Consider the following 26999-nt stretch of genomic DNA (forward strand, 5'->3'; position numbering starts at 1 on the left):
GACAGGCGGCTTTTGCCTCTGGATCAGCTGGCCCGAAGCCAGCTTGAAAGATCAGAAGGTGTGGGTCAAACCAATGCCGTAACCCGTGCTGGACTCGGTGCCAGTGCCACCCGCAGCAGTCACAGCAGCGCCTTGCCATGCGGCATTGCGTCGCGCGACGTTGAAATAGGCGCTGGTGCGCTTGCTCAACAGGTACTTGTAGCCACCAATGATGGTGCGGCCATCCGACGCGGCTTGCTCGCGCACGTTGTACGAAACGTACAGGGAGCCAGGGCCCACAGGTGCCGTAGCGCCAATAGCGTAGCCGGTGTCGGCGTTGGAAGCCAAGCCGCTTTGATCGCGATACGTGAAGAACAGCTTTGCAACGCTAAAGTCGTAGGCGGCAGCCAGCTGAGTCACGGACTTGGGGCTGAGGGTGGCAGGAGTGCCAACGGTGCCAGCGCCCGTGTAGCTGGTGATAGACGCGCTGAGAGGGCCACCGTCGTAACGAACAGCAATGCCGGTACCTGCATCTGCACCAGCGACCTCGGACGGTGCGTACTCCAACTGCACTTGGAAACCAGCGAAACGCGGCGTGTGGTACTGAAGCGCATTGGCCACGTACACCGAGTTACCGGCGTTAGCCACGAGTCCAGACAGCACGGTGTTCGAGTCGTGCAATGAAACGCCTTTGGTGCCATTGGCGAACATGGCGTTGCCGAACAGCGTATTGACCGGACGGCCAGCGCGCAGGGTACCGAAGCCGCCGGTCAGACCAACAAACATGCCGTTGTTACCCAAGCCGTTGGCCGTAGTGACGGTACCGTCATCGGTATTAAACGAGGTCGAGACTTGGAACACGGCCTTCAGGCCGCCACCCAAGTCTTCAGCGCCAGACAAGGTCCAGTTGCTGGTGCCGTTGCGGTTGGAGGTCATGCGCATCGGGTCGCCAGAAAAGCGCTTCTCGAGGCCAGTATCCACAGTGCCCGACAGGGTCACGGTGGATTGTGCGAAGGAGGCGCTGGTGGCTGCCACGGCGGCCAGAGCGATCAGGGTCTTTTTCATGGAAGGGTTCTCCAAGGGTTGAATAAGGACTGGTGGTCTGTGCCGCCGAGCCGACCTCCATCAGGAAGCTGAATGGATTGCATCAGAAAGTAATGGAGGGCGCCACGGTGGAATCCGCATTTCCGCCCTATGAAGGTGCTTCTGTTGCACCACTGCGACGCACTTGGTAGTAACCCGTACGGGATTTGTTCACAGACTTCGTCCAGCCTCTCGCCAACGGTGATCTTCAAGCTTGTGCTTCGACAACTCCTTGGCTGACAGAACGTGGCAGCATCTCTTCTTCGCCATCGATCACAAACCATCCATGACCACCGCCACAGACGCCTTGATCAATGCCGCTGATTCGGCCTTGAGGACCTTGTTCGTGACCCCCAGGGCATCACGAGACTGTCCGACGGTGCCCGAGCGGGCCACCGACCACGATCTCAGCGAGGCCGACAAGCGCCTCTCTGGTGCCTTGATGCGGGTGAACCATGTGGGTGAGGTGTGCGCGCAAGCGCTGTACACGGCGCAGGCCCTCACGGCACGCTGGCCCACGAATTCAGGCCAACCGGATTTGGCCCTGGCGGCACAGATGGACGCGGCAGGCAAGGAAGAAACCGATCACCTGGCCTGGACCCAGACTCGGCTGGACGAACTGGGAGCGCGTGCTTCGCTGCTGAACCCGCTGTGGTACGCGGGGGCCTTCGGGCTGGGGCTGATTGCGGGGCGCCTGGGTCCTGCGGTGAGCCTTGGCTTCGTGGTGGAGACCGAGCGGCAGGTAGAGGCGCATCTGGCCGAACACATGGAGCGACTGCCAGTCGGAGACCACGCCTCGCGCGCCATCGTGGCGCAAATGAAGCTGGACGAAGCCCGACATGCTCGCGAAGCCCAGGACGCGGGGGCGGTGGAGTTACCGGCGCCGGTGAAGGGACTGATGAAGCTGGCGGCCAAAGTCATGACGACGGTGGCGCACCGCATCTGAAACCCTGGCTCAGGCTTCCAGAACTTCGAAGCTGGTGGTGATGGCCGCCGTCTTGCCCAGCATGATGCTGGCTGAGCAGTACTTGTCGTGGCTCATGGCGATGGCGCGTTCCACCGCAACGGGCGGGATGGCCTTGCCGCTCACGGTGAAATGCATGTGGATCTTGGTGAAGACTTTCGGATCGGTTTCGGCGCGTTCGGTCTCAAGCTTCACGCTGCACCCGCGTACATCATGGCGTCCACGCTTGAGGATAAGCACCACGTCGTAGGCCGTGCAACCGCCGGTGCCGGCCAACACGGTTTCCATGGGGCGCGGTGCCATGTTGGCGCCGCCGTTTTCGGGCTTGGCGGCGTCGGGAGCACCGTCCATGGTGATCACATGTCCACTGCCGGTTTCTGCCACAAAACCCATGTGGGAACGGGTGCCGGCCGCGCCGGTCCAGGTGACGGTGCATTCCATGGAAGATGTCCAGTCGTGAAATAGCCAACAGAGTTGGGGGCGGCGCCCTAGAAAGCGCTAAAAAAACGACGGCACATGTTGCGTCGCAACATGGCTTCGATATACTCGCGGCATTGTATGTAAGGTTGTCTCCTCTACCCTCCCTGGGTGGATTTAAGCCCGGACCGGTTCTGCCAGTCCGGGCTTTTTTTCGCCATCGATATGATGCGGTTGGAGAAAATTCATGACCGCCCGCGCAGCCAAGACCCAAAAACCGCCTCAATCGACACCGTCGCCCGTCACCACCATGGGGCCGGCCGACTACCTTAAAAAGATCCTGACTGCTCGCGTGTATGACGTGGCGGTGGAGTCTGCGCTGGAGCCGGCACGCAACTTGAGCGAGCGGCTGCACAACACGGTGCTGCTCAAGCGCGAAGACCAGCAACCGGTCTTCAGCTTCAAGCTGCGCGGCGCCTACAACAAGATGGCGCACCTGACGCCCGAGCAACTCAAGAAGGGCGTGATCTGCGCTTCGGCCGGCAACCACGCCCAGGGTGTGGCGCTGAGCGGGCGCAAGCTGGGCACACGGGCGGTGATCGTCATGCCGACCACCACGCCGCAGGTCAAGATCGACGCGGTGCGCGGCTTTGGTGGCGAGGTGGTGCTGCACGGTGAGAGCTACACGGACGCCTACAACCACGCGGTCGGGCTTCAAAAGAAGCAGGGACTCACTTTTGTGCACCCGTTCGACGATCCCGACGTGATCGCGGGCCAAGGCACGATCGCGATGGAAATCCTGCGGCAGCTGCAAAGCCTGGGGTCTGACCACTTGGACGCGGTGTTCGTGGCCATCGGCGGCGGTGGTCTCATTTCCGGCGTGGCCAACTACATCAAGGCGCTGCGCCCGGAGATCAAGGTGATCGGCGTGCAGATGAACGACTCGGACGCGATGATCCGTTCGGTGCGCGAGGGCGAACGCACCACGCTGGCCGACGTGGGCCTGTTCTCGGACGGCACGGCGGTCAAGCTGGTGGGCGAAGAGACTTTTCGCATCGCCCGCGGGCTGGTGGACGAATTCATCACGGTGGACACGGACGCGGTGTGCGCGGCCATCAAGGACGTGTTCGTGGACACGCGCAGCATCGTGGAGCCGGCCGGTGCGTTGTCGGTGGCGGCCGTCAAACAGTACGTGGCCACCCACAAGACACGAGGCCAGACCTACGCGGCCATCCTGTGCGGCGCCAACATGAACTTCGACCGCCTGCGTTTCGTGGCCGAGCGCGCGGAGGTTGGCGAAGAACGCGAAGCGTTGTTTGCGGTGACGATTCCCGAGGAACGCGGCAGCTTCCGGCGTTTCTGCGAACTCATTGGCGACTTGCCGGGCGGCGCGCGCAACGTGACCGAGTTCAACTACCGCATCCACGACGGCAGCAAGGCCCACGTGTTCGTGGGGCTGACCACACAGGGCAAGGGTGAGTCGACCAAGATCGCGAAAAACCTGATCAAGCACGGGTTCCAGACGCTGGACCTGACCCATGATGACCTGGCCAAGGAACACATCCGTCACATGGTGGGTGGGCATTCGCCCCTGGCGCATGACGAGCGGCTGTTGCGCTTCGTGTTTCCGGAGCGTCCGGGGGCGCTGCTCAAGTTTCTCAGCCTGATGCGACCGGGCTGGAACATCAGCCTGTTTCACTACCGCAACCAGGGCGCCGACTACGGGCGCATCCTCGTGGGCCTGCAGGTGCCGGCCAAGGACCACAAGGCCTTCGACAAGTTTCTGGAAACCCTCGGCTACCCCTGCGTGGAAGAGACCAACAATCCGGTCTACCGCTTGTTCCTGCAGAGTTGAGAGAGACGGAGCGCACCATGGCACTGGACCCCATCTTTGCACCCCTCTCCAAGCGCTCGGCGGCATTGCCCGAGGCGCTGCGGTTGCCAGTGGTGGCGGGCACGACAGACACCATGCTGGAGTTCGCACTGCGCCAGCGCCTGACACCCGAAGGCCTGCCCGAGCACTCCCTGGGTCGCATGGAGTCGTTGGTGCTTCAGCTGGCGCGCGCGCAGAACGGCATGTCCATCGAGTTCGATTTGCTGGCCTTCGACTCGCCACAGCTGGTGGTGTTTGCCGCCGACCACGGCATCGCCGATGAAGGCATGTCGTCGATGGGTGCGTCCATGACGGAGCAGATGGTCATGCAGCTGTTGCGCGGCCAGGCGCCGGTGAATGCACTCGCCGCGCTGCATGGTTTTGATCTCACCGTGGTTGACGCCGGCATGGCCAAGCCGATTTCGCCGCCCAACGACTCCAGGCTGCGCGGCTCCTTGCTGCTGCGCAAGATCGCCTATGGCACGCGCAACGTGTTGCTCGGTCCGGCCATGTCCACCGCGCAGGCGGTGTCGGCAGTGCATGCCGGCATGGATGTGGTGCGACACCTGCCGGGCAATGTGATTGCACTGGGTGACGTGGGGGTGGCCAATACGGTGAGCGCGGCCTTGCTGCTGTCGCGTTTGTGTGGCGTGCCGCTGGTGGATGCATTCAGCCGCGACGATACCGAGACCGGCAACCTGGACGACACCAAGCATGTGCAGCGTGTGGAGAAGCTCTCTGCGGCGGCCGCGCGGCACCGCAACGCCATTGGCCCTTTTGAGGCTTTGGCGGCGCTCGGCGGATTCGAGATTGCCATGATGACCGGCGCCATGCTGCAGGCCGCGAGCGAACGCCGTGTGGTGCTGGTGGACGGCTACGTGGCCGGGGCCGCGGCCCTGGTGGCGCGTGGCCTCTGTCCGGATGTGGTGGACTACCTGGTGTTCACCCACCGCGCAGCCGATGCCGGACACCGCCTGCTGCTCATCCACATGCAGACACAACCGCTGCTCGACATGGGTTTGCGCATCGGTCAGGGCACGGGTGCCTTGATGGCCTGGCCGATGCTGTTGGCCGCGCAGAGTCTGCTGGAACGCTAGGTCTCCACGCGACGCTCAGGCGTTGAAATCAGGAGGGGGCGAGATTGGCCTCGGGCAAGGTCAGCTCGAGGGTGACCGGCCCGTTGATCGACGCACCCAACCGAGCACCCCGGCGCGACACGGCTTGCAGGACCAGCCCGCCTTCCAGCGAGGCGCCCACCCGGTAGGGCCTGGGCGGTTGGCCATTCACGGCAATGAGGGCCGCGCCATCGGGTGCGTTGGCGGCCACCACCCCCAAGAGGCTGTATTCGGTGCCCGTGGCCACGGGCGTGGCAGGCGACTGAGTTGCCTCGGGCAATGCCCCCAGCACGCGCGCCACCGCGGCAGTGTCCACCTGGGTGGTCGACGACGCTGCAACGCTGAGCGGCGTGAGCGGTGAACGCCCCGCGGCGAGCAAGATCCAATAACCTGCGCTGAGGCCTGCGGCCAACCACAACAGACCCGCCACCCACGCCGGCGCACGGCGGCTGGTGCTTTGCAGCGCCGCCGGGCTCTCCATCAGAAATCCGGAATGACCGAACGTGGGGTGCTTGTTCATAGGACCGGATTATGATCTTTTGGCCCTTGCCGACCAGGCGAGGCACCCAGCCTGCAGATTCCCTTTTGCGGCCATGCCCAGATGCCAGTTACCGGGAGTTCGATTTGACAAGCCACAGCCAACACACGTCCCTGGGCAGCTCGCGCCTTCAACCTGTCTCGCGTGCGCTCCAGCGTGGCTTCACCCTGATCGAACTCATGGTGGTGCTGGTCATCATTGGGGTGCTGGCCGCGCTGATCGTGCCCAACGTGCTCGACCGCGCCGACGATGCGCGGGTCACCGCCGCCAAGACCGATGTGAACAACCTGATGCAGGCGCTCAAGCTCTACCGGCTGGACAACCAGCGCTACCCCACGGGCGAACAAGGTCTCAACGCGCTGGTGGTCAAGCCAACCGCCGGCCCGGTGCCGCCCAACTGGCGCCCGTACCTCGACAAGCTGCCTGCCGACCCCTGGAGCCGCCCGTACCAGTACCTCAACCCGGGCCTCAAAGGCGAGGTGGACGTGCTCTCGCTGGGTGCCGACGGTCAACCAGGCGGCGAGAACCGTGATGCCGATGTAGGCAGTTGGCAATGAAGACCCCATGCAGCGCAGCCACGGCTTCACCCTGATCGAACTCATGGTGGTAATGGCGCTGGTGGCGCTGGCCACCGCGGGCGTGACGCTTTCCCTGCGCGACGACGGCTCGACGCGGTTGGAACGTGAGGCGCTGCGCCTGTCGGCGCTCATCGAGTCGGCCCGCGCGCAATCGCGCACCAGCGGACTGCCGGTGGTGTGGCGCAGTTTGCCGCAGGGCTTCGAGTTCGTCGGACTGCCTCCCCCGCGCAACGGCGCAAACGCCAACTCCGACAGCCTCGACAAGCCGCGCAGTTGGCTCAGCACGGACACCCGGTCGCAGGTGATCCAGCCCCCGGGGGCGTTGACCCTGGTGCTCGGACCCGAGCCGCTCATTGCCGCGCAGCGCGTGGTGCTGCAACAGGGGGATCGGCGCTTGACCCTGGCCACCGATGGCCTCTCGCCCTTTGCCGTCGTGCCCGAAACGCCATGAGGGCGCAGCGGGGATTCACACTGATCGAGGTGCTGGTGGCGCTCGCCGTGATCGCCATCACCCTGGCCGCCGGACTGCAGGCCACCGGCGCACTCACGCGGGCAGCGACCCGGCAGAGCGACCAATGGCTGGCCCAGATCTGCGCTGAAAACGAACTCACCCGGCTGCGCCTGCTGCGCCAGTTGCCGGGCACGGGCGACAGCGAGGTACCTTGCTCGCAAGCCGGTCGGGCGATGCTGGTTCGCGTGGCGGTGCTGCCCACACCCAACCCCAACTTCCGGCGCATCGATGCGGTCGTGCAAGGCGATGTGGACGGCAACACCGTGAGATTGCTGTCCCTCTCGACCATTCTGGGGCGCTACTGACATGGACTGCCCCCACGCTCCACCGCCTCGTCGTCCCCACGGTTTCACCCTCATCGAACTGCTGGTCGCGATCGCGGTCATGGCCATGCTCGCGCTGCTGAGTTGGCGCTCCATCGACGGCATGACCCGCACGCAAACGATCACACAGGAGCGCTCCGACGGTCTGCTGCGACTGCAATCGACGGTGGGCCAATGGGTTGCCGATCTCGATGCGGTGTTCGACACGGGGGAGATCACGCCGGTGGATTTCAACGGACAGACACTGCGCATCACCCGGCGCGACAGCGCCGAAACAGGCCTGGACAGCCGGGGTGTGCGGGTGGTGGCCTGGGCGCTGCAGCCCACGGCGGCGGGCAGGCAATGGTCGCGCTGGCAATCGGGGCCGCTGCTGCAGCGCGATGAGCTGGCACGGGCCTGGCAGCGGGCAGCCGACTGGGGACGTGGCGCCGGGTCGTCGAGGCCCACCGCCTCAGTCAATGCTGTTGACACGGGGGCCGACAGTTCGCTGGCCTTGATCGCCATTGATCAATGGCAGGTCTTCTACCACCGGGGCGAGACCTGGGGCAATCCGCTCTCGTCCGTGGGCACCGAGGCTGCAGGCGTCGGCAGCATGCCCAACGGCGTGCGGCTGCAGCTCACGATCGCCAGTGGCCAGGCTCTAAGCGGTGGTCTGATCCGGGATTGGGTTCGCCCCACGCTGGAGGCGGGCCGATGAGGTCAAGGAACCAACGCGGCGCGGCGCTGCTGCTGGCGATGCTCACCGTCACGCTGGTGGCCACGCTGGCCTCGGCGGCGCTCTGGCAGCAGTGGCGTTCCACCGAGATCGAGCAGGCCGAGCGCCAGCGCGTGCAGGCCGGCTGGATCCTGACCGGCGCACTCGACTGGGCCCGACTGATCCTGCGCGAAGACGCGCGCGGCAACCAGAGCAGCGGCAACGCCGACCACCTGGGCGAGCCCTGGGCGCTGCCGCTGGAGGAAGCGCGCCTCTCCAGTTTTCTGGCCGCCGACAAGGCCAACAACGCCGACGACGACACCCTGCAGGCCTTTCTCTCCGGTGAAATCCTTGACATGCAGTCGCGTCTGAACTTCAACAACCTCGTGCGCACCACGGGAGGTGGCGCGACGGCCAAAGTGGAGACCTCCGAAGCCGATCTGCTCGCGTTCACGCGGCTCTTCGAGCAACTCGGCCTTCCGCTGAGCGAGCTCATCAACGCCTCCGAGGAGCTGCGCAACACCACACAGCTCGCGCTCACCGACCCCCTTCCCTCGCGGACCGCGCTGGTGCCGCACAAGCTGTCGCAGCTGGGCTGGCTGGGCATCAGCCGCGCCAGCCTGGCCGCGCTGGAGCCGCATGTCACCGTGTTGCCCGAACGGACCGCCCTCAACTTGAACACCGCCAGCCCCGAGGCCATCCTTGCCAGCGTTCCCGGGCTGGACCTGGCCCAGGCCCGCCAGGTGGTGGCCGCGCGTGAGCGCAATCCGTTCAAGGCATTGGGCGACGTGCTCACGGCCGTGCCGGGCACCGCAGGCAACCTCACCGATCAGACCCACGGCACCCGCAGCCGCTACTTCGAGGTGCGGGGGCGCCTGCGGCTGGAGAACGCGGTGATCGAGGAGCGGTCGCTGGTCGTGCGCAACAACCTGGATGTGCGTGTGCGCTGGCGCGAACGTTTTGCCCGCCCGTGATGCCTGTAGCCAACAACCTCACACCGCCTTCCGCTATATGAGCACTTGTCGCGCAGGCTCTCTAGAATGGTCCGCTCTGTGGCCCTGCGCCACGCCAGCCGAGTCACTGTGCTGATCGTCACCCCGTCGGACTTTTCTGTTGCCACACCCGCGCCCGCGTCGGCCCTGTTCGACTGGGCCGAGTCGGCCAATGGCCAGCAGATCAACAACAGCGGCCAATGCGGCGCATCGCTGCTCCCCCGCGATGACGATGTGGTTCTGGTCTTGCCCCCTCGCGCACTGTCGTGGCACCGGGTCGCTCTGCCCAAGGTCGCCTCCAACCGCTTGCGAGCCGCGCTCGAGGGACTGCTGGAAGACCGCCTGCTCACCGAGGTGACCGAACTGCATTTCGCGCTGGAGGCGGGCGGCAAGTCGGGCCAGACGGTGTGGGTGGCCGCCTGCAACAAGATCTGGCTGCGCAGCTGGCTTCAGATCCTGGAAGGCGCGGGCAGACCCGTCACGCGCATCGTGCCGGCGATGTGGCCGCTGACCCAAGCCGAAGCACCGCTGGCCCAGCCTGGCGCTTCACGCAGCTTCGAACTCGACGTGCCCGCCCCCATTCACTGGGCGCACAACGAAGGCGACCAAGCCTGGCTGGGCAGTGCCAGTCTGCTGGGCGTGAGCTGCACTCCGCTGCTCGAGGCCAGCAGCAGCCTGGGTGGCAGCACCAGTGCGGCCGCCGTCAAAGCCTTGATGCCCTCCTCACCAGACCTCCCCGGTGAGGCCGGGGAGCACGACATCTGGCTCGCAGACCCCGGCGCGGCGGCCGTTGCCGAGCGGGTGCTGAACCAACGCTTCGAGCTCGTGGCGCTGCCGCAGTGGCTGCTGCGCTGCGCCCAGTCCGACTGGAATCTGGCGCAGTTCGACCTGAGCCTGTCCGCCGGCGCGCGGCGCGGTCAGCGCTGGCGACGCAGCCTCCGGCAATGGCTCAGCGCACCCGAATGGCGGCCAGCTCGCTGGGGTGCGGCCGCGCTTGTGGCTGTGCATCTGGTGGGGCTCAACACCGCCGCCTGGCACGAGCGCAGCATGCTCGCAGCCAAACAACAAGCGGTGCGCCAGGCGCTGCAGCAGGCCTTTCCACAGGTCACGCTGGTGCTCGACGCACCGGTGCAGATGCAGCGCGAGCTGGCGCGCTTGCAGCAGGCCAGCGGGGCCTTGTCGTCGGGCGACCTGGAAACGCTGCTGGGCGCGATCGACCAGGCCTCCGGCGGCCAGGGCTTGCTGCCGGCCACGATCGCCTACACACCGGGCGACGGGCGCTTCTCGGGTTGGCGCGCCACCGAAGAACAGTTGCGCGCCCTGCAGCAGGCGCTGCAGGGCGGTGGCTGGCGCGTGCGCCTGGACGGCAACGAGCTGTCCATCAACCCACCGGCACCCTGAATCCCCATGGTCACACGTTCACGAACCACTTTCGCCGCGCCGCCTCTGGCCAGCTTCGCTGCGCCGCTGTCGGCCGCGCTGGATCGCCTGTCGCCCCGCGAGCGCAAGGCCGTGCTGATCGCCGGATGGGTCGTGGGTCTGGGTCTGGTGTGGTGGCTGGTGGTGGCACCGGCTCTCGCCACACTGCGCGAAGCCCCCGAGCGACACGCCCGGCTGGACGCCCAGCTGAGCCAGATGCAGCGCATGGCAGCCACTGCCAACGCGCTGCGCTCGGGAAGCGATGCCCAGCCACCGGGACGCGACGCGGTGCTGCGCGCGCTCGAAGCGGCCACCGCTTCGCTGGGGACCACGGCCCAACTCACGGTGCTGGGCGACCGCGCCACCGCCACCCTGCGTGGCACAGCGCCGGCAGCGCTGGCGCAGTGGCTGGCTCAGGTGCGCATCAACGCCCGGCTGCTCCCGCTGGAGACGCAGCTCACACGAGACGTCGCCACCGGCGGCTGGAACGGCACCGTGGTGCTCACCGGGCCCGGTTTGGCCGGCGGCCCATGAACCCGCGCTGGCCCACCCGCCTGGCCTGGCTGGGCGCCCTGCTCGGGCTCGTCACGGCCCAGCTGCTGTTCGCGCCCGCGCGCTGGCTGGCGCACGCCATCACCTCGGCCACGGGTGGGCAGCTCCAGCTGGTCAATGCGCGGGGCACGGTGTGGCGCGGTCAGGCCGATGTGCTGCTCACCGGCGGCCAGGGCAGCCAGACGCAGGCATCACTGCCGCAAGGCGTGCAGTGGCGCTTGTCTCCCGCGCTGTGGGCCGGGGTGCCTGCGCTGGCGCTGCAGCTGAGCGCGCCGTGCTGCACACCACAGCCCATGGCTCTCACCTTCCGGCCTCGCTTCGGCGGCGCGGAAATTCACCTGGCCGCCTTCAGCAGCCGCTGGCCCGCCGACCTGCTGACCGGTCTGGGCACGCCGTGGAACACCCTGCGCATGGAAGGCCTGCTGAGCCTGCAGACCGAGGGGCTGACGCTGCGCTGGCACGGCAGTGGGAGTCGCCTGCAAGGCGCCCTGGTACTGGAGGCGCAAGACATCGCGTCGCGCCTGTCCACGCTGCGCCCGCTGGGCAGCTACCGCATGGACCTGCGCACAGACGCCGATGGCAGCAACACCGCCCTGTCGCTGCACACCCTCAGCGGGCGCCTGCAACTGCAGGGCCAGGGCCATTGGGTGGGTGGACGCCTGCGCTTTCAAGGGGTGGCTGAGGCCGCGCCCGACAGCGAGGCCGCCCTGGCCAACCTGCTCAACATCATCGGGCGGCGGCAGGGCCTGCGCTCGCTGCTCAACATTGGCTGACATCTCCGATGTTTCAGCACCCCACTTACCCTTACGATCGCGCCATGAAACCGAGCTCCACCGCTGCCACCCCCGGCAAGACCGTGACGACCATGGCCCTGGCCACGCTGCTGGTGCTCGGGCTCTCCACCGTGTCGACCGTGCGGGCACAAAACCGCAACGGCGAGCCCGTCACGCTGAACTTTGTGGCGGCCGAAATCGAATCGGTGGCACGCACCATGGCCACCATCACGGGCCGCAACGTGGTGGTCGATCCACGCGTCAAAGGCACCATCACCCTGGCCACGGAACGCCCGGTGTCACCCACCGCCGCGCTCAACCAGTTCGCCGCTGTGCTGCGCTTGCAGGGCTTCTCGATCGTGGACACCGGAGGTCTCTACAAGATCGTGCCCGAGGCCGACGCCAAGCTGCAGGGCAATGTGGTGAACGCAGGCTCGGTGAACGCGTTGCCCACCTCCAACCAGGTCGTCACGCAGATCTTCCGCCTCAACCACGAGTCGGCCAACAACCTCGTGCCGGTGCTGCGGCCCTTGATCGGGCCCAACAACACCATCAACGTCAATCCCGGCAACAACTCGCTGGTGATCACCGACTACGCCGACAACCTGCAACGCATTGGCCGCATCATCACGGCACTGGACGTGTCGGGCGCGACCGATGTGGAGGTGATTCCGCTGCAGCATGCCGTGGCGGCCGATCTGGTGGCCCTCGTGACGCGGCTGATCGACCCGGCCGTGGCCGCTGGCGGCGCCGGGCAGCCCGAGGCCACGTACAAAACCACGCTGATCGCCGAGCCGCGCAGCAACAGCCTGGTGCTGCGCGCGGCCAACCCTGCCCGGCTGGCGCTGGTGCGCTCTCTGGTGGCCCGACTCGACCAGCCTTCATCGGCCAATGTCAGCGGCAACATCCACGTGGTCTACCTCAAGAACGCGGACGCGGTGGCGCTGGCCTCCACCTTGCGGGCGGCCCTGGCGGGCGAGTCGTCGGCAACGGGCAGCAACGGTGGCAATGGTGGCAACGGCAGCAGCACCCGCGCGTTCACCACCGTGGCCAGCTCAGGTTCCGCCAACCCGGCCACCAGCCCGGCCAGCACACCGGTGGCTGCCAGCGCGCAACCGTCCACCGGCGGCCAGATCCAGGCCGACCCGGCGACCAATTCGCTCATCATCACCGCGCCCGAGCCGCAATACCGCCAACTGCGCGCGGTGATCGACCAGCTCGATTCGCGCCGCGCACAGGTGTACGTGGAGAGCCTGATCGCCGAGGTCAATGCCGACAAGGCGGCGGAGTTCGGCATCCAGTGGCAAGGCGCGCTGGGCAAATCGGGCGACTCGCTCATCGGCCTGCTGGGCACCAACTTCGGTACCGGCGGGCAGAACATCATCGACCTGGCCAGTGGCAACGCCACGCCCACGCCGGGCCTGAACGTGGGTGTGGCCCGGCGCACCAATGGTGTCTACGTGCTGGGCTTCCTCGCGCGATTCCTGCAGCAGAACGGCGAGGGCAACATCCTCTCGACCCCCAACCTGCTCACGCTGGACAACGAAGAAGCCAAGATCGTGATCGGTCAGAACGTACCCTTCGTCACCGGCCAGTTCACCAACACCGGCAGCAACAACGGCTCGGTCAACCCGTTCCAGACCATCGAGCGCAAAGACGTGGGCCTGACCCTGCGCGTGAAGCCGCAGATCAGCGAGAACGGCACCATCAAGCTGACCATCTTCCAGGAGGTCAGCAGCGTGCAGGCCTCGTCGATCAACTCGGCCTCGGGCCTCATCACCAACAAGCGCTCCATCGAGTCCACCGTGCTGGTGGACGACGGCGCCATCGTGGTGCTCGGTGGTTTGCTGCAAGACGAATTTTCTGCCAACCAGGACAAGGTGCCCGGTCTGGGCGATGTGCCTGTGTTCGGCAACCTCTTCAGAAGCGAAACCCGCTCGCGCCGCAAGACCAACCTGATGGTGTTCCTGCGGCCCGTGGTGGTGCGCGACGCGCGCGAGACCAGCACCCTGGCGCTGGACCGCTACGAACTCATGCGCTCGGTGCAGCAGGACTCGCAGCCCAAGCCCAGCGGCGTGCTGGGCATCAACGAAGCGCCGGTCATGCCCGCACCGCTCTCACCCGCCAGCATGACACTCACACCGCAGGCGCCCTCGCTGGCCAACCCCCAGTCGTCACCCCCGCTGAACCCACCCGCGGCGCCGGCGGCACCCATTCCCACACCGCCGCGGTGAGGCCCGGGCCGTGAAGTACCCGTTGCCCTACGCCTTCGCGCGCGAACACCTCTGGCTGATCGAGGACGACGGCGCCTCGCAAACCTTGCTGGGCAGCAGCACAGCCGCCGTGGATGCCGCCGCGCAGACCCGTCGCCTGTCGGCACTGTCTGAAATCCTGCGCTGCCACACGGTGCAGGACCTGCAATGGGAAGATGGCGACAGCCTCAAGCAGCGCATCAGTGTGGCCTATTCGCAGGGTGAGTCGAGTGCGGCGGCCGTGGTGAGTGAGGTGCAAAGTGACGCCGACCTGAGCCGCATGATGCAGGAGCTGCCAGCCATTGAAGACCTGCTGGAAACCGCCGACGACGCGCCCATCATCCGCATGCTCAACGCCCTGCTCACGCAGGCTGCGCGCGATGGCGCGAGCGACATTCACATCGAGCCCTTCGAGCGCACGTCCAGCGTGCGCTTTCGGGTGGACGGCACGCTGCGCGAGGTGGTGCAGCCCAACCGCGCGTTGCACGCCGCATTGATCTCGCGCCTGAAGATCATGGCCGAGCTCGACATCTCCGAGAAACGGCTGCCGCAGGACGGCCGCATCTCGCTGCGCATCGGCACCCGCGCGGTGGACGTGCGCGTGTCCACCCTGCCCAGCGCGCACGGCGAGCGTGCCGTACTCCGATTGCTCGACAAGAGCGAGAGCAAGCTCAGTCTCGAATCGGTGGGCATGCAGGGCGATGTGCTCGCGCGTTTTCGCAAACTCATCGGCCAGCCGCACGGCATCATTCTGGTGACCGGGCCCACCGGCTCGGGAAAAACAACCACGCTCTACGCGGGCCTGCAACGGCTGGACGCCGGCACGCAGAACATCATGACGGTGGAAGACCCGATCGAATACGAACTGCCGGGCGTGGGCCAGACGCAAGTGAACGCGCGCATCGACCTGACTTTTGCCAAGGCGCTGCGCGCCATCCTGCGGCAAGACCCCGACGTGATCATGATCGGCGAGATTCGCGATTTCGAGACCGCCCAGATCGCCATCCAGGCCTCGCTCACCGGTCACCTGGTGCTGGCCACGCTGCACACCAACGACGCGCCCAGCGCCGTGACCCGCCTGACCGACATGGGCGTGGAGCCCTTCCTGCTCAGCTCGTCGCTGCTGGGCGTGCTGGCGCAGCGGCTGGTGCGCAAGCTGTGCGTGCACTGCCGGCGCCAGGACGACAAAGGTCTGTGGCACCCGGTGGGCTGCGCGCACTGCAACCACAGCGGCTACAAGGGCCGCACCGGCATCTACGAGTTGATGGTGGCCAACGAACAGGTCCGCGCGCTGATCCACAACCGGGCGGCCGAGAGCCAGATCCTTGCCGCGGCCGAGGCCGGTGGGTTGCAGTCGATGCGCGCCGATGGGCAGCGGTTGATCGATGCGGGGATCACGTCGCTCGAAGAGGTGATGAGTGTGACGCGCGACTGATCCCTATCCGACATGCCCGCCTACACCTTCGAAGCCCTCGACGCCCAGGGCGCCACCCAAAAGGGCCTGATCGACGCCGACACCGCCCGCGCGGCGCGCAGCATGTTGCGCGCACGCGCGCTGGTGCCGTTGCAGGTGGAGCCCGCCACCGGTGGCGGCACGCAGGTCAAAGGCAGCGGGCTCAACGTCACGCTGTGGGGCGGACGCGTGTTCAACGCCACCTCGCTCGCGGTGTGGACCCGGCAGATGGCCGGGCTGGTGGCCGCGGGTCTGCCGCTGGAGCGGGCGCTCTCAGCCTTGACCGAAGAGGCCGAGGACGACAAACAGCGCAACCTCATGGCCTCGCTGCGCTCCGAGGTCAATGCCGGCTCGCCCTTTGCGCAGGCGCTGTCGCAGCACCCGCGCGAGTTCACGTCCATCTACACCTCGGTGATCGCCGCGGGCGAACAAAGCGGGCAACTGGGCACCGTGCTGGAGCGCCTGGCCGGCGACCTGGAAGAACGTGAAGCGCTCAAGAACAAGCTGATCGCGGCGTCGCTCTATCCCGCCATCGTCACGCTCGTGGCGATCGTGATCGTGGTGTTCCTCGTGTCGTACGTGGTGCCTCAGGTGGCCAGTGTGTTTGCCGGCAGCAAGCGCGCCTTGCCCCTGCTCACGGTGATGATGCTGGGCCTGAGCAGCTTCGTGCGCAGCTATGGCTGGCTGATGCTGGCCGCGCTGGTGGCGGGCAGCGGCGCGCTGGTGATGGCGCGGCGCAACGCGCCACTGCGCCTGCGCATGGACGCCTCGTGGCTGCGCCTGCCGCTGGTGGGGCGCCTGGCGCGTGGCTTCAACGCGGCGCGCTTTGCGGCCACGCTGGCCATGCTCGCGGGCGCCGGTGTACCCATCCTCCGGGCGCTGCAGACCGCTGCCGAAACCCTCAACAACCAGGCCATGCGCGCCGACGCGCTGGACGCGCTGGTGCTGGTGCGCGAAGGCGCGCCGCTCGCCTCCGCGCTGGCCAGCAAGAAACGTTTTCCACCGCTGGTGTCGATGTTCGCCCGCCTGGGTGAGCAGACCGGCCAGCTGCCCGCCATGCTGGACCGCGCGGCCGAACAGCTGAGCGCCGAGGTGCAGCGCCGCGCCATGCACCTGGCCACCATACTGGAGCCTTTGCTCATCGTGGGCATGGGCGTGGTGGTTATGTTGATCGTCCTGGCCGTGCTCATGCCCATCATCCAATTGAATCAACTGGTGACTTGACCCACCCCCGCGCCGCCCCTGCGGGTCGTCACCCCCTCAAGGGGGCAACGCCTGCGGCCTGGCAAAGCCAGTTCCGCGGCGTTTGCTGTACAAGGCACGCTGGCTCGCGATGTTTCACATGACTCAGGTAACTTTCCCATGGGTGTAACTCTCGACGGCAAACTCGTCGTTGCCATCTCTTCCCGTGCCCTGTTCGATTTTGAAGAAGAGAACCGGCTGTTTGAAACCGGCGACGACCGCGCCTACATGAAGCTGCAGTTGGACCGACTCGACACGCCCGCGCAGCCCGGCGTGGCGTTTTCTCTGGTGCACAAACTGCTCGCCTTCAACGACGCCCATGCGCAGCGGGTGGAGGTGGTGATCCTCTCGCGCAACGACCCGGTCTCGGGCATGCGCGTGTTCCGCTCGGCGCAGCACTACGGCCTGCCCATCCAGCGTGGCAGCTTCACGCGCGGTCAGCCGCCCTGGCGCTACCTGCGCCCGCTGCGCGCCAACCTGTTCCTCTCGACCCACCTGGCCGACGTGCGCGCCGCGCTCGACGCCGGCGTGCCCGCCGCGCAGGTGTACCCGCACTCGGTGCACGCCAGCGACGCGCACCCGCACGAGGTGCGCATCGCCTTCGACGGCGACGCCGTGCTGTTCTCCGACGAGGCCGAGCGGGTTTACCAGGCCGAAGGCCTCTCGGCCTTTCAGGCGCACGAGGCGACCCATGCTGGCTCGCCACTGGCCGGCGGCCCGTTCAAGCCCCTGCTCGAAGCCCTGCACCGCCTGCAGAGCGAAGGCACGCCACTCATGCGCGTGCGCACCGCACTGGTCACCGCGCGCAGCGCACCCGCGCATGAGCGCGCCATCCGCACGCTGATGAACTGGAACATCGAGGTCGACGAGGCCATGTTCCTCGGTGGCCTGCCCAAGGGCGAGTTCCTGCGCGAGTTCGAGCCCGACTTTTTCTTCGACGACCAGACCGGTCACATCGAATCGGCATCCCGCCATGTGCCCTCGGGCCACGTGGCCAGCGGCATTTCGAATCCCTGAGACAGGTGAAACCATGACGTTCAGCGAAAAATTCCAGAGCTTCCGGGTGTTCGCCCGCAAGGTAGGCCGCCTCACCATGCCCTACTTCCAATCTGAAGAAAAATGGAAGGCGCGGGCTCTGCTCGCGGCCATCGTGGCGCTCAACCTCGCCTCGGTCTACATGCTGGTGTTGCTCAACGAGTGGAACCGCGTGTTCTACGACGCGCTGCAAAACAAGGACGCCGTGGTGTTCTGGCGCGAGCTGGGCCGCTTCACGTATCTCGCCTTCGGCTTCATCATCATCGCCGTCTACCGCTTCTACCTCACGCAGTTGCTCGAGATGCGCTGGCGCGCCTGGATGACCGGCCACTACCTCGACCGCTGGCTCTCCAACAAGGCCTTCTACCACCTCGAACTTGCGCGTTTTGCCCAAGGCGAAGACGCCCCGCCCGACAACCCGGACCAGCGCATTGCCGAGGACATGAACCTGTTCACCAGCTTCACGGTGAGCCTGACCATGGGCCTGCTGAACGCAGTGGTCACGCTGGTGAGCTTTGTCGGCATCCTGTGGGCGCTCTCGGGCAGCTTTGCCTTCAACTTCAATGGCAGCGAATACACCATCCCCGGCTTCATGGTGTGGATGGCGGTGCTCTACTGCGCACTCGGCAGCGTGATCACGCACTACCTGGGCCGCTCGCAGATCGCGCTCAACTTCAAACAACAGCGCTATGAAGCCGACTTCCGCCACCACCTGGTGCGCGTGCGCGAGTACAGCGAATCGATCGCGCTGGACAAAGGCGAACCGGTGGAACGGCAGCAACTGGGCGGGCGCTTCGGCGCCGTCATCGGCAACTACCTGAAGCTCATCAACGCGCAGAAACGGCTGACCTGGTTCACCGTGGGTTTCGGCCAGGCCGCTGTGGTGTTCCCCTTCATCGTGGCCGCGCCGCGTTTCTTCAGCGGCGCCATCCAGCTTGGTGAATTGATCCAGATCTCGTCGGCCTTCGGCCGTGTGCAGGACTCGCTCTCGTGGTTCGTCGAGAACTACAGCAGCCTGGCCGCCTGGCGCGCCACCACCGACCGCATCACCAGCTTTGAAGAAAGCTTCCAGGCGCTCGATGCCTCCGAACACATCGCCGCCCCGCTGCCCAACACCGAAGACGCGCTGGCTCTGGACGACATGCGGCTTTCGCTGCCTGGTGGCGTGGCGCTGCTGGCGGTGCATGGCCTGAAGGTCTCGCCGGGCGACACGGTGCTGGTCAAGGGCCCCTCGGGCAGCGGCAAATCGACCCTGTTCCGCGGCCTCGCAGGCATCTGGCCCTGGGCGCAGCGCCGCCTGCGCACACCGGCCGGTTTTGCGGACAAGGTGATGTTTTTGCCGCAGCGGCCTTACTTCCCGCTGGGCTCGCTGCGCGACGCCCTGGCCTACCCCGAACCCGCCGACCGCTACAGCGACGCCGACCTGCAACAAGCCCTGCGGGACGCCCTGTTGCCCGACCTGAGCACGCGCCTGGACGAGCACGACGCCTGGGGCCAGAAACTCTCGGGCGGCGAACAGCAGCGACTGGCCATTGCCCGCGCGCTGCTCAAAAAGCCACGCTGGCTGTTCGTGGACGAAGCCACGAGTGCGCTGGACGAAGCCGCTGAAGCCACGCTGTACGAACGGCTGCAGGCCTTGGTGAAAGAGAGCAACGGCGCGCTGGTGTCCATCGCGCACCGGCCGGGCGTGGCAGCGTTTCACCAGACGCAGTGGACATTCACGCCCGATGCGACCGGGGATGCGCGCTACAAGCTGCTGGCTTCGCCCACGTAGCCCACCCACCCCCGCGCCCGCAATTCACACGCCGGGCACGTCCCACACCCATACCCCCAGGCATGCCGGTGCTCGCGGTCGCCCAGGTAGCAGGTGTGGGTGTGTTCCACGATCAGGTCCACCAGTGTTTGGCCGCCCAGGGTTTCGGCCATGCGCCAGGTGGCGGCTTTGTCGATCCACATGAGTGGGGTGTCGATCAGGAAGCGGTGGTCCATGCCGAGTGACAGCGCCACCTGCAGCGCTTTCATGGTGTCGTCGCGGCAGTCGGGGTAGCCTGAAAAGTCGGTCTCGCAGACGCCGGTGACGATGACCTGGATGCCGCGGCGGTAGGCGAGTGCTGCGGCGAGCGTGAGGAAGAGCAGGTTGCGGCCGGGCACGAAGGTGTTGGGCAGGCCGTTTTCTTCCATGCGAAAAGCCATGTCGCGCGTGAGCGAGGTTTCGCTCACCTTGCCGAGCACAGCCAGATCGAGCACGTGGTCTTCACCCAGCCGATCGGCCCAGGCGGGAAAGCGCTCGCGCAGTTCGCGCAGCACCACGGGGCGGGCCTGCAGTTCCACGCTGTGGCGCTGGCCGTAGTCGAAGCCCAGGGTTTCCACGCGCGGGAAGCGCTCCAGTGCGTGGGCCAGGCAGGTGGTGGAGTCTTGCCCGCCGGAGAACAGCACGAGTGCGCTGGTGTGGTGCGGAGTGTTGTGTGAGATGGCGGCGGTCATGGGCGGCATGGTAGCGCGCGGGCCCTCACCCCAGCCCTCTCCCAGGGGGAGAGGGAGCTAGCCCCATCCGCTCCGGAGAGAAATGCCTTGGCTCAGAAACACCGTGGAACCGGCTTTGCCGGGCCGCAGGTGTTGCCCCCTGGGGGGTATGCGGCTACACGCAGTGAGCAAGCAACGGGGGGAGTCCCATTTAAACCATTCTTTCGGAGCGCACACCCGCGTGGTCGCGGCTGGTGGCCAGCATGCGGATGAGCGCGCGGTTGGCTTGCTCCAGGCTCACCTCGTTGCGATCGCACACCGCGCTCAGGCGGTGCAACTGGCCCGGCTCGCCCTGGGCGCGCGCCACATCGAGCAGCGGGTGGTAGGGGCCGTCGTGGCGCAGCACGGCGTCGTACAGACGGCCCGACAGCGGCAGCTTGTGCAGCAGCTCACCCAGCGGCGCGTGCAGCAGTTTGTCGAGGTGGGCGAACAGCGCGGTGGTGTAGACCTCCAGCCGCAGGTTGTCTTCAGATCCGGTGGCCAGCAGATGCTGCGCCAGACGCGCGCGCATGACCATGGCTCCGCGCACGGGCTGCAGGTCGTTGTCGGTTTCGCTGCCGGGCGCTTGCTCGAACAGCCAGCGGCTGAGTTCACGAAAGCCCAGCATCATGAGTGCGTGGCGCAGCGACCCGATTTCGTGGCGACCGCCATACGCGGCCGAGTTCACCAGCAGCAGGATGCGGTAGACCAGCACCGGGTCCTGGCGCACCAGGCGTTCCAGGCGTTCGAGCGAGCAGTCGTCGTTGATGGCCTGCAAGATCTGGCGGATCACGCGCGGATCGCAAGAGATGGGTTTGTGGCGGTGGGCCAGCAACACGTCGGCGTCGGGCCAACCCAGCAGGCCCCACGCGTCGGCATCGTCGAGCAGGTAGCGGGCAAAGGTCCGGGTCTGCACGCCTTGGTAAAGCTGCGCGGGCGGCAGGCCCTGGCTGCGTTGGTGCAAGCCCGGTGTGGACTGGGTCTGCAGAATATCGGCGGCCTCTTGCGGGCTGAGCTGCAGCAGGTTGCGCACATCAAAGCCGGGTGACTTGCCTTGCCGAAGCGCCTCCAGGCTGGTGCGGCGGATCAAACGGTGCCCGCGCCGGTTGGCCACCGACAAGGCGGCCAGGGTCTCGGGCGCATCAAACGGGGCGGCGGGCACTTCCAGCCAGGTGTTGTGCACGGGTGCGCAGGCCAGGGCCTGTTGCAACAAGATGGGCGACGCGATCGAGATGATGAGCACGGGCGCGCTCTCGGGCCAGTCGTCGCCCAGCGCCTGCATGAGGTGGGCAGCATCCACCGCAGCCGAGTGGATGGGGTGCACGCTCAGGCGCACCGCGGCCAGCTGGCGATCGCGGTTCCACACCGGCTCGTAGCCGAGTGCGAGGCTGTCCAGAACGGTGTGACTCAGCATGATGGAACGCGTGTCAATTGATCACCTGGAACAGCGACAGGCGCTGCACCTGGGCGTACGACTTGAGGGCGGCTTCCAGGCCGAGTTGCTGGGTCTGGAAGTCCGAAATGCCCTGGACGAGGTCAAGATCTTCCAGGCGGGATTTTTCTGCCTTGAGGTCGACGCCGCGGTCCTCCAGCAGGGTGTCGAGCGAGTCGGCGCGGTTGAGCCATTCGCCGGCGCGGCCACGCGCGAGCAACACGCGGTCGTGCCCGGCGTCGAGCTCGGTCATGGTGCGCGCGAGTTCCTGCGAGCGGTAGGCACTGCTGTTGGCGCCGTCGTAGCGCAACGCGGTCACGGCGTTCTGCACCACGCTGAAGATGTCGGTGTTGCCGCTGGGCACCAGGTTGATCTGGTCGCCTGCGGCGGGCTGGCCGCTCATCAGGAGCGACTGGCCATCGAATTCGATCGTCATGCCCGAGCTGTAGGGCACACCGGTCTGGCCGGGCATGGGGTTGGCGGCTGGCGTGGTGAGGTTGGTCACGGTGTACTGCTTCACACCGGCGACATCGGCAAAGTCGATGCGGTAGTCGTCGCCAGTGAGCGCGCTCTGGTCGGTGACGGCACCCACGCTGGTGCTCACGCCACCGGTGTTGCCCACGCCCAGGCTGAGCGAGAAGCTGCCGTTGCCCTCGGGCACGCGCATCCAGATGGCGTTGCCATCGAGCGCCTGCGGCAGCGAGGTGTTGCCCGCCGCGGCCTGACCGCGCTGTCCGTTGAACTGAACGCCGTTGCCGGTGGGGCCGTACAGGTCCACAAACGGCGTTGCCGAACCGCCCAGACCGCCGAAGAGCGTGCGGCCGGAGTTGTCCTTGAGGTTGGCCACACTAATCATCTGTTCGCGCAGGCCTTCGAGCTGGCGCGCAATGTCCTCGCGCTCGCTCGGCCCGAAGGTGGAGTTGCCCGCGCTCACCAGCAGGTCGCGCACCTTCTGGATGATTTCGCCCGATTCGGCCAGACCGCTTTCGGCCTGCTGCAAGCTGGTGCGCGCCGTCTCCAGCGAGCGCAGATCGGCCTGCGTGCGCGAGAGGCGGTTCTGTGCGGTTTCGGCCAGCGTGGCCGCCACGGGGTCGTCGCTGGGCTTTTGCACCCGCTTGCCGGTGGCGATCTTTTCCTGCTGCGCCACCAGTTCGGCCTGGCGGCGGGCGAGCAGGCTCACGGTGTTGTCGTAGCTGTTGGCGGTGGAGACTCGCATGAGGTGTTCCTGTCAGGCCGGTGAGGGGGTTTCAGCGGCCCACGGTCGCCAGCAGGCTGTCGAAGGTGCTTTGCGCAATCTGCAGAAACTTCGCCGAGGCCTGGTAGGCCTGCTGGTACTGCAGCAGGCGCGCGGCTTCTTCGTCCAGGTTCACACCCGACACGTTGGTGCGGGCGGTTTCTGCCGTGGTGGCGATCTGGGCCGAGAACTCGGTGGCGAATTTCGCGCCCTGCACGCGGGTGCCGACGTCGGAGAACAGGCTCACATAACCGTCGGCCAGGGCCACGCCTTCAAAGGTCGGGCGGTCGCGCAGGGCGAGCACGGCGCTGGCGTTGCCCGCGTTCTGCGCGGTGGAACCGGCTGGCGCCGGGTCGATGTTGAACTGGTCGCCGGCGGACGGGCTGCCGCGCAAAGTGAGGCTCCAGCCGTTGAGCACGATGGGCTCACCGGGCTTGAAGTTGTACGTGGCGGGCGGGCCAGGGTTGTCGGGCGGCGGGTTGCCGGGCCCCAGACCGGTGGCCACATACGTGCCGTCGGCCTGGAAGGTCAGGCTCACCGGGTCGGTGAGGTTGGCCGAGTTGGAGACGGCGTACAGGGTTTCCACGCTGAGGCCACCCGCGTTGGTCAGGCCGGGCGTCACCATCACCGGGCTGGCGGCGGCCAGCCGGTCGGGCGAGCCGATGGCCACTTGCAGGTTGCGCGCGGCTGCCTCGAAGGGGCGCACCAGAATCCGGTCGCCAGCGGCGGCCGTGCCGGAGTCGATGTTGAACGTGAGACCGTCTTTGACAAACGGGGCGGAGGCGATGGGCACGGTGGTGCTGTCGCCATCGGACAAACGCACGAGGGTCACGTCGGTGCCCGTGAAGCGCAACTCATAGTCCGACGCCATCAGGGCGGTCGGGTCGCTCACGTTGGAACTCACCTGCGCAGTGCCGGTGTTGGCCGGGTTGGCCTTGCCGACGGCGGCAGCAGGGGGAATGAAGAAGTTCTGACCCGGGTTGCCCTGCAGGTCGACGCCCAGCGCGTGCTGGTTGTTCACCGTGGTGGCCGAGGCCAGCGCCATGCGGCCCAGCTGGTTCTGCACCGCTGTCAGGTCCTTGTTCAGGAAGTTCATCAACCCGGACAACTCGCCACCGCCCAGCGTGGCGTCGGGCAGCGGCGTCGCCACGCCGCCCTGCACGAAGGCCAGCGCGATGCGCGAGCTGTCGGTGGGGTCGGGTGTGACGGCGAGCTGGTTGGCGCTCTGGCCCAGCACCAGCGGTTGGCTTCCCGCGACGAACACGCTCACCGAGCCGTCCTTGTTGGCGACCGAGCTGGTCTGGATGTGCTTGCTGAGTTCGCCGAGCAGCTGGTCGCGCTGGTCGTACAAATCGTTGGGAGTGTGCGTGTCCCCTGCCGTCTCGATGATCTTCTGGTTCACCTTGGCCAGGTCCTGCGCCAGGCCGTTGATCACGTCGACCGAGCCCTTCACCTGCTGCTGTGTGCTCTTCGAGAGCGCATCGAGCTGGCTGGCGGTGTTGCGCAGGCGGCTGGCGAACTCCTCGCCCTTGGCGATCACCACCACGCGAGCGGTGAGGTTGCTGGGCGAAGACGACACGTCGGCCCAGGCGTTGAGGGTGTCGTTCAGCGCCGAGCCCAGGCCACCGGCGCCGAGTGGAAATGCGCTCTCCAGGGCTTGCAGGCGCGAGTAGCGCAGCGCGTCGGCTGCCGCCACGGAGCCGGCCATCTGCGCTTCGCGCGTGAGGTAGGCGTTGTGCGAGCGCTCGACGGTGGCGATCTCCATGCCCTTGCCGAAGAAGCCGTTGCCCATCTGCTGGTACCCCGACGTCTGCTGGATCACGTTCTGGCGCGAATAGCCGGGCGTGTTGACGTTGGCAATGTTGTTGCCGATGACCTGCAGGGCAGCGAGGTTGGCGGTGAGCGCGCGGGCGCCGATGTTCAGCGATGACATGGTTGTGTGGTCCTCAGCCCTGAGCGCGTTGCAGGCTCAGTGTGGTGTTGATGGCGCGGCTGAGCTTGGCGGCGTACTGCGGATCGGTGGCGTAGCCGGCCTTCTGCAAGCCCGAGGCAAAGCCCTGCACCGAGCCGATCTGGTCCATCACGTTGTCGTAGCGCGGGCTGTTGCCGATGAGCTTGGCGTAGTCGCGAAACGAGTCGGCATACGAGTCGTAGGCGCGGAACTTCGCCGTGACCTTGCGCGGCTCGCCGTTGATGTATTCGGTGGTGGTGATCTCGGCGACCTTGCCCTTCCAGGCGCCGGTGGCCTTGATGCCGAAGAGGTTGTGCGAGGGCGTGCCGTCGGCGTGGCGAATCTCGCTTTTGCCCCAGCCGGTCTCGTGGCCGGCCTGGCCGATCATGTAGCTGGCCGGAATGCCGGACTCGCGCGCAACAGTGGCCGCGGCCTCGCTGTGCTGGTCCACAAAACCGGCCTGGCGCGGGCCTGCGCTGGCGCGGCCCACGGTGCTCGTGTCGCTCCCTGCCGGCAAGGCATCGGACACACCGGCCTTCTCGGCGGCGTTGTTCTGCATCTGTTTGCCGAGCTGGCGCTCGATGGCTTCGGACAATCCGCCGGGCAGACCCGAGAGCTGCACCGCGAACTGCTGGTCGAGCAAGTCGGTGCCGAGGTCGGCGCCCTCGCCTTCCATGAGGCCCGACTTCTGCGTGGCCTCGCGCATGCTCTTGATGAGCTCGCGCATGAAGAGCGATTCAAACTGTTTCGCCGCTTCCTTGAGCGCGGCCTTCTCGTTGCCGCCCTTGCCCGCGCCATACCGCAGCGCGTTGAGCGCTGTGGGGTCGGCCGCAAGGCCGCCATTGGACAGGGCGTTGGTCGGGTTCATGGCTGGGCTGCACCGCGCGAGGGCTTCGACAGGCTCAGCCCGAACGGAGGGGAGCTCAGGCCGAACCGAAATGTGAGCACACGAATGAGACCCGCCCCGACACCCATCCCGTTCGGGCTGAGCCTGTCGAAGCCCCCGCCCGTGCGGTGGCGCGTCTGAACGAGTGTTCCGTACAACATCAGATCACCTCCAGTTCGGCGTTCATGGCGCCCGAAGCCTTGATGGCTTGAAGAATGGCCAGCAGGTCCTGCGGCGTGGCGCCCAGCGAATTGAGGGCGCGCACCACGTCGGCGAGTTGCGGCGCGGTGTCGAGCTTGATGAGCGAGCCCTTGTCCTGGCTGATCTGGATGTTGGCCTGCTCGCTCACCACGGTCCGGCCGCCGGTGGACAAGGCGTTGGGCTGGCTGATGACGGGCGTGGAGCTGATGCTCACCGACAGGTTGCCGTGCGAGACGGCGCAAGCCCCCAGGCTCACGGCCTGGTTCATCACGATGGAGCCGGTGCGCGAGTTGATGATCACGCGGGCCATGGGAATGGTGGCGTCCAGGCGGATCTCTTCCACCTTGGCCAGGAAGCCCACGCGGGCGCCGGGGTCGGCCGGGGCGCGCAGGCGCACCACGCGGCCGTCGACCGCGCTGGCCACACCGGCACCCATGACGCGGTTGATGGCGTCGGTCACGCGGCTGGCGGTCTGGAAGTCGCTGGAGTTCAAGCCGAGGTCGATGGTTTCGCCAAGAGCAAAGGGCGTGGCCACTGCGCGCTCCACCTGCGCGCCACCGGGCACGCGGCCCGCGCTCAGGTGGTTGATCTGCACCTTGCTGCCACCGGCCGAAGCGCCGGCGCCACCCACCAGCAGGTTGCCCTGGGCGAGTGCGTAGATTTCACCGTCGGCGCCCTTGAGCGGGGTCGTGATCAGCGTGCCGCCGCGCAGCGACTTGGAGTTGCCGATGGAGGACACGGTCACGTCGATCGCCTGGCCCGGCTGGGCAAAGGCAGGCAGTTGCGCGGTGACCAGCACGGCCGCCACGTTTTTCAGCTGCATGTTGGCACCGGGCGGCAGCGAGAGACCGAGCTGCTGCAGGTAGTTGTTCATGCTCTGCGCCGTGTAGGGCATCTGCGTGGTCTGGTCACCCGTGCCGTCCAGGCCCACCACCAGGCCATAGCCGGTGAGCTGGTTGCTGCGCACGCCCTGCACCGCCGCGATCTCCTTGATGCGGAT

25 protein-coding genes are annotated in these 26999 nt (G+C 66.7%); 16 read left to right on the top strand and 9 right to left on the bottom strand.

All coding sequences use genetic code 11. The features are described 5' to 3' along the window. Positions 1 to 51: 51 nt before the first annotated feature. Positions 52 to 1044, bottom strand: coding sequence for a porin (locus tag IV113_RS17265; protein ID WP_291087374.1), 993 nt, complete (start codon positions 1042 to 1044; stop codon positions 52 to 54). A 304-nt stretch (positions 1045 to 1348) separates the two neighbouring features. Between IV113_RS17265 and coq7 the strand changes: the two genes are divergently transcribed. Further along, a complete protein-coding gene (gene coq7, locus IV113_RS17270; protein ID WP_291087377.1) occupies positions 1349 to 2008 on the top strand; it encodes a 2-polyprenyl-3-methyl-6-methoxy-1,4-benzoquinone monooxygenase in 660 nt (219 codons plus the stop codon). Positions 2009 to 2017: 9 nt separating this feature from the next. On the opposite strand, the gene IV113_RS17275 is transcribed toward coq7, so the two are convergent. Further along, a complete protein-coding gene (locus tag IV113_RS17275) occupies positions 2018 to 2467 on the bottom strand; it encodes an OsmC family protein (RefSeq protein WP_056268379.1) in 450 nt (149 codons plus the stop codon). 286 nt (positions 2468 to 2753) lie between these two features. Between IV113_RS17275 and ilvA the strand changes: the two genes are divergently transcribed. Continuing rightward, positions 2754 to 4298 carry a threonine ammonia-lyase, biosynthetic gene (gene ilvA, locus IV113_RS17280; protein ID WP_291087444.1) on the top strand — a complete coding sequence of 515 codons (1545 nt, stop codon included), beginning with the start codon at positions 2754 to 2756 and terminating at the stop codon, positions 4296 to 4298. A gap of 17 nt (positions 4299 to 4315) precedes the next feature. Next, positions 4316 to 5413 carry a nicotinate-nucleotide--dimethylbenzimidazole phosphoribosyltransferase gene (locus IV113_RS17285; RefSeq protein ID WP_291087380.1) on the top strand — a complete coding sequence of 366 codons (1098 nt, stop codon included), beginning with the start codon at positions 4316 to 4318 and terminating at the stop codon, positions 5411 to 5413. A gap of 28 nt (positions 5414 to 5441) precedes the next feature. Here the strand turns inward: IV113_RS17285 and IV113_RS17290 are convergent, their stop codons facing one another. Beyond that, complete coding sequence (locus IV113_RS17290; RefSeq protein WP_291087383.1) at positions 5442 to 5951, bottom strand: type II secretion system protein N; 510 nt, start codon at positions 5949 to 5951, stop codon at positions 5442 to 5444. A gap of 131 nt (positions 5952 to 6082) precedes the next feature. On the opposite strand from IV113_RS17290, the gene gspG reads away from it, so the two are divergent. The 13 genes from gspG (at position 6083) to IV113_RS17355 (ending at position 19567) form a co-directional block, all read left to right on the top strand. Beyond that, positions 6083 to 6526 (top strand): type II secretion system major pseudopilin GspG, encoded by a 444-nt coding sequence (gspG, locus tag IV113_RS17295; RefSeq protein ID WP_291087447.1) that lies wholly within the window; start codon positions 6083 to 6085, stop codon positions 6524 to 6526. A gap of 7 nt (positions 6527 to 6533) precedes the next feature. Next, positions 6534 to 6998, top strand: a complete 465-nt coding sequence (locus IV113_RS17300) for a prepilin-type N-terminal cleavage/methylation domain-containing protein (protein ID WP_291087385.1) — start codon at positions 6534 to 6536, stop codon at positions 6996 to 6998. Beyond that, positions 6995 to 7363 (top strand): type II secretion system minor pseudopilin GspI, encoded by a 369-nt coding sequence (gene gspI, locus IV113_RS17305; RefSeq protein ID WP_291087387.1) that lies wholly within the window; start codon positions 6995 to 6997, stop codon positions 7361 to 7363. The genes IV113_RS17300 and gspI overlap by 4 nt, the downstream gene beginning before the upstream one ends. Before the next feature lies 1 nt (position 7364). After that, positions 7365 to 8078, top strand: a complete 714-nt coding sequence (locus tag IV113_RS17310; protein ID WP_291087390.1) for a prepilin-type N-terminal cleavage/methylation domain-containing protein — start codon at positions 7365 to 7367, stop codon at positions 8076 to 8078. After that, positions 8075 to 9049 (top strand): type II secretion system minor pseudopilin GspK, encoded by a 975-nt coding sequence (gene gspK / locus IV113_RS17315; RefSeq protein ID WP_291087393.1) that lies wholly within the window; start codon positions 8075 to 8077, stop codon positions 9047 to 9049. Before IV113_RS17310 ends, gspK begins: the two co-directional genes overlap by 4 nt. A gap of 66 nt (positions 9050 to 9115) precedes the next feature. Continuing rightward, positions 9116 to 10468 carry a type II secretion system protein GspL gene (gene gspL, locus IV113_RS17320; protein ID WP_291087396.1) on the top strand — a complete coding sequence of 451 codons (1353 nt, stop codon included), beginning with the start codon at positions 9116 to 9118 and terminating at the stop codon, positions 10466 to 10468. A 6-nt stretch (positions 10469 to 10474) separates the two neighbouring features. After that, complete coding sequence (gene gspM, locus IV113_RS17325; protein WP_291087400.1) at positions 10475 to 11020, top strand: type II secretion system protein GspM; 546 nt, start codon at positions 10475 to 10477, stop codon at positions 11018 to 11020. Continuing rightward, positions 11017 to 11811 carry a type II secretion system protein N gene (locus IV113_RS17330; RefSeq protein WP_291087402.1) on the top strand — a complete coding sequence of 265 codons (795 nt, stop codon included), beginning with the start codon at positions 11017 to 11019 and terminating at the stop codon, positions 11809 to 11811. The genes gspM and IV113_RS17330 overlap by 4 nt, the downstream gene beginning before the upstream one ends. A gap of 44 nt (positions 11812 to 11855) precedes the next feature. Next, on the top strand, positions 11856 to 14045 hold the full coding sequence (gspD, locus tag IV113_RS17335) for a type II secretion system secretin GspD (protein ID WP_291087405.1): 2190 nt from the start codon (positions 11856 to 11858) through the stop codon (positions 14043 to 14045). Between the two features lie 10 nt (positions 14046 to 14055). Continuing rightward, positions 14056 to 15498 carry a type II secretion system ATPase GspE gene (gspE, locus tag IV113_RS17340; protein WP_291087408.1) on the top strand — a complete coding sequence of 481 codons (1443 nt, stop codon included), beginning with the start codon at positions 14056 to 14058 and terminating at the stop codon, positions 15496 to 15498. A gap of 12 nt (positions 15499 to 15510) precedes the next feature. Further along, a complete protein-coding gene (gene gspF / locus IV113_RS17345; RefSeq protein WP_291087411.1) occupies positions 15511 to 16740 on the top strand; it encodes a type II secretion system inner membrane protein GspF in 1230 nt (409 codons plus the stop codon). A gap of 138 nt (positions 16741 to 16878) precedes the next feature. Then, positions 16879 to 17775 (top strand): 5'-nucleotidase, encoded by an 897-nt coding sequence (locus tag IV113_RS17350; RefSeq protein WP_291087413.1) that lies wholly within the window; start codon positions 16879 to 16881, stop codon positions 17773 to 17775. Between the two features lie 13 nt (positions 17776 to 17788). Then, on the top strand, positions 17789 to 19567 hold the full coding sequence (locus IV113_RS17355; protein WP_291087416.1) for an ABC transporter ATP-binding protein/permease: 1779 nt from the start codon (positions 17789 to 17791) through the stop codon (positions 19565 to 19567). Here the strand turns inward: IV113_RS17355 and queC are convergent. From queC to IV113_RS17385, 6 genes are all read right to left on the bottom strand, one after another. Continuing rightward, positions 19540 to 20277: a 7-cyano-7-deazaguanine synthase QueC gene (gene queC, locus IV113_RS17360; RefSeq protein ID WP_291087418.1), complete on the bottom strand. Its 738-nt coding sequence runs from the start codon at positions 20275 to 20277 to the stop codon at positions 19540 to 19542. The two genes, IV113_RS17355 and queC, sit on opposite strands and share 28 nt — an antisense overlap. Before the next feature lie 190 nt (positions 20278 to 20467). Then, complete coding sequence (locus tag IV113_RS17365) at positions 20468 to 21709, bottom strand: HDOD domain-containing protein (RefSeq protein ID WP_291087421.1); 1242 nt, start codon at positions 21707 to 21709, stop codon at positions 20468 to 20470. Positions 21710 to 21722: 13 nt separating this feature from the next. Beyond that, a complete protein-coding gene (gene flgL, locus IV113_RS17370) occupies positions 21723 to 22943 on the bottom strand; it encodes a flagellar hook-associated protein FlgL (protein WP_291087424.1) in 1221 nt (406 codons plus the stop codon). A gap of 31 nt (positions 22944 to 22974) precedes the next feature. Beyond that, a complete protein-coding gene (gene flgK, locus IV113_RS17375) occupies positions 22975 to 24894 on the bottom strand; it encodes a flagellar hook-associated protein FlgK (RefSeq protein WP_291087427.1) in 1920 nt (639 codons plus the stop codon). A gap of 13 nt (positions 24895 to 24907) precedes the next feature. Beyond that, a complete protein-coding gene (flgJ, locus tag IV113_RS17380) occupies positions 24908 to 25780 on the bottom strand; it encodes a flagellar assembly peptidoglycan hydrolase FlgJ (RefSeq protein ID WP_291087429.1) in 873 nt (290 codons plus the stop codon). Positions 25781 to 25958: 178 nt separating this feature from the next. After that, positions 25959 to 26999, bottom strand: a 1041-nt coding sequence (locus IV113_RS17385) for a flagellar basal body P-ring protein FlgI (RefSeq protein WP_291087431.1), incomplete at its 5' end; no start/stop codon positions are given.

The sequence above is a fragment of the Hydrogenophaga sp. genome, from assembly GCF_018780385.1.
Lineage (GTDB): Bacteria > Pseudomonadota > Gammaproteobacteria > Burkholderiales > Burkholderiaceae_C > Hydrogenophaga.

What these genes read in the sequence shown, in the direction of transcription:
- IV113_RS17290 (WP_291087383.1), bottom strand. Translation starts at nt 5,951, where the DNA reads ATGAACAAGCACCCCACGTTCGGTCATTCCGGATTTCTGATGGAGAGC.
- flgJ (WP_291087429.1), bottom strand. Translation starts at nt 25,780, where the DNA reads ATGAACCCGACCAACGCCCTGTCCAATGGCGGCCTTGCGGCCGACCCC.
- IV113_RS17350 (WP_291087413.1), top strand. Translation starts at nt 16,879, where the DNA reads ATGGGTGTAACTCTCGACGGCAAACTCGTCGTTGCCATCTCTTCCCGT.
- gspF (WP_291087411.1), top strand. Translation starts at nt 15,511, where the DNA reads ATGCCCGCCTACACCTTCGAAGCCCTCGACGCCCAGGGCGCCACCCAA.
- flgL (WP_291087424.1), bottom strand. Translation starts at nt 22,943, where the DNA reads ATGCGAGTCTCCACCGCCAACAGCTACGACAACACCGTGAGCCTGCTC.
- IV113_RS17275 (WP_056268379.1), bottom strand. Translation starts at nt 2,467, where the DNA reads ATGGAATGCACCGTCACCTGGACCGGCGCGGCCGGCACCCGTTCCCAC.
- IV113_RS17310 (WP_291087390.1), top strand. Translation starts at nt 7,365, where the DNA reads ATGGACTGCCCCCACGCTCCACCGCCTCGTCGTCCCCACGGTTTCACC.
- gspI (WP_291087387.1), top strand. Translation starts at nt 6,995, where the DNA reads ATGAGGGCGCAGCGGGGATTCACACTGATCGAGGTGCTGGTGGCGCTC.
- gspK (WP_291087393.1), top strand. Translation starts at nt 8,075, where the DNA reads ATGAGGTCAAGGAACCAACGCGGCGCGGCGCTGCTGCTGGCGATGCTC.
- IV113_RS17330 (WP_291087402.1), top strand. Translation starts at nt 11,017, where the DNA reads ATGAACCCGCGCTGGCCCACCCGCCTGGCCTGGCTGGGCGCCCTGCTC.
- gspL (WP_291087396.1), top strand. Translation starts at nt 9,116, where the DNA reads ATGGTCCGCTCTGTGGCCCTGCGCCACGCCAGCCGAGTCACTGTGCTG.
- gspD (WP_291087405.1), top strand. Translation starts at nt 11,856, where the DNA reads ATGAAACCGAGCTCCACCGCTGCCACCCCCGGCAAGACCGTGACGACC.
- coq7 (WP_291087377.1), top strand. Translation starts at nt 1,349, where the DNA reads ATGACCACCGCCACAGACGCCTTGATCAATGCCGCTGATTCGGCCTTG.
- queC (WP_291087418.1), bottom strand. Translation starts at nt 20,277, where the DNA reads ATGACCGCCGCCATCTCACACAACACTCCGCACCACACCAGCGCACTC.
- IV113_RS17300 (WP_291087385.1), top strand. Translation starts at nt 6,534, where the DNA reads ATGCAGCGCAGCCACGGCTTCACCCTGATCGAACTCATGGTGGTAATG.
- IV113_RS17285 (WP_291087380.1), top strand. Translation starts at nt 4,316, where the DNA reads ATGGCACTGGACCCCATCTTTGCACCCCTCTCCAAGCGCTCGGCGGCA.
- IV113_RS17355 (WP_291087416.1), top strand. Translation starts at nt 17,789, where the DNA reads ATGACGTTCAGCGAAAAATTCCAGAGCTTCCGGGTGTTCGCCCGCAAG.
- ilvA (WP_291087444.1), top strand. Translation starts at nt 2,754, where the DNA reads ATGGGGCCGGCCGACTACCTTAAAAAGATCCTGACTGCTCGCGTGTAT.
- gspM (WP_291087400.1), top strand. Translation starts at nt 10,475, where the DNA reads ATGGTCACACGTTCACGAACCACTTTCGCCGCGCCGCCTCTGGCCAGC.
- flgK (WP_291087427.1), bottom strand. Translation starts at nt 24,894, where the DNA reads ATGTCATCGCTGAACATCGGCGCCCGCGCGCTCACCGCCAACCTCGCT.
- IV113_RS17265 (WP_291087374.1), bottom strand. Translation starts at nt 1,044, where the DNA reads ATGAAAAAGACCCTGATCGCTCTGGCCGCCGTGGCAGCCACCAGCGCC.
- IV113_RS17365 (WP_291087421.1), bottom strand. Translation starts at nt 21,709, where the DNA reads ATGCTGAGTCACACCGTTCTGGACAGCCTCGCACTCGGCTACGAGCCG.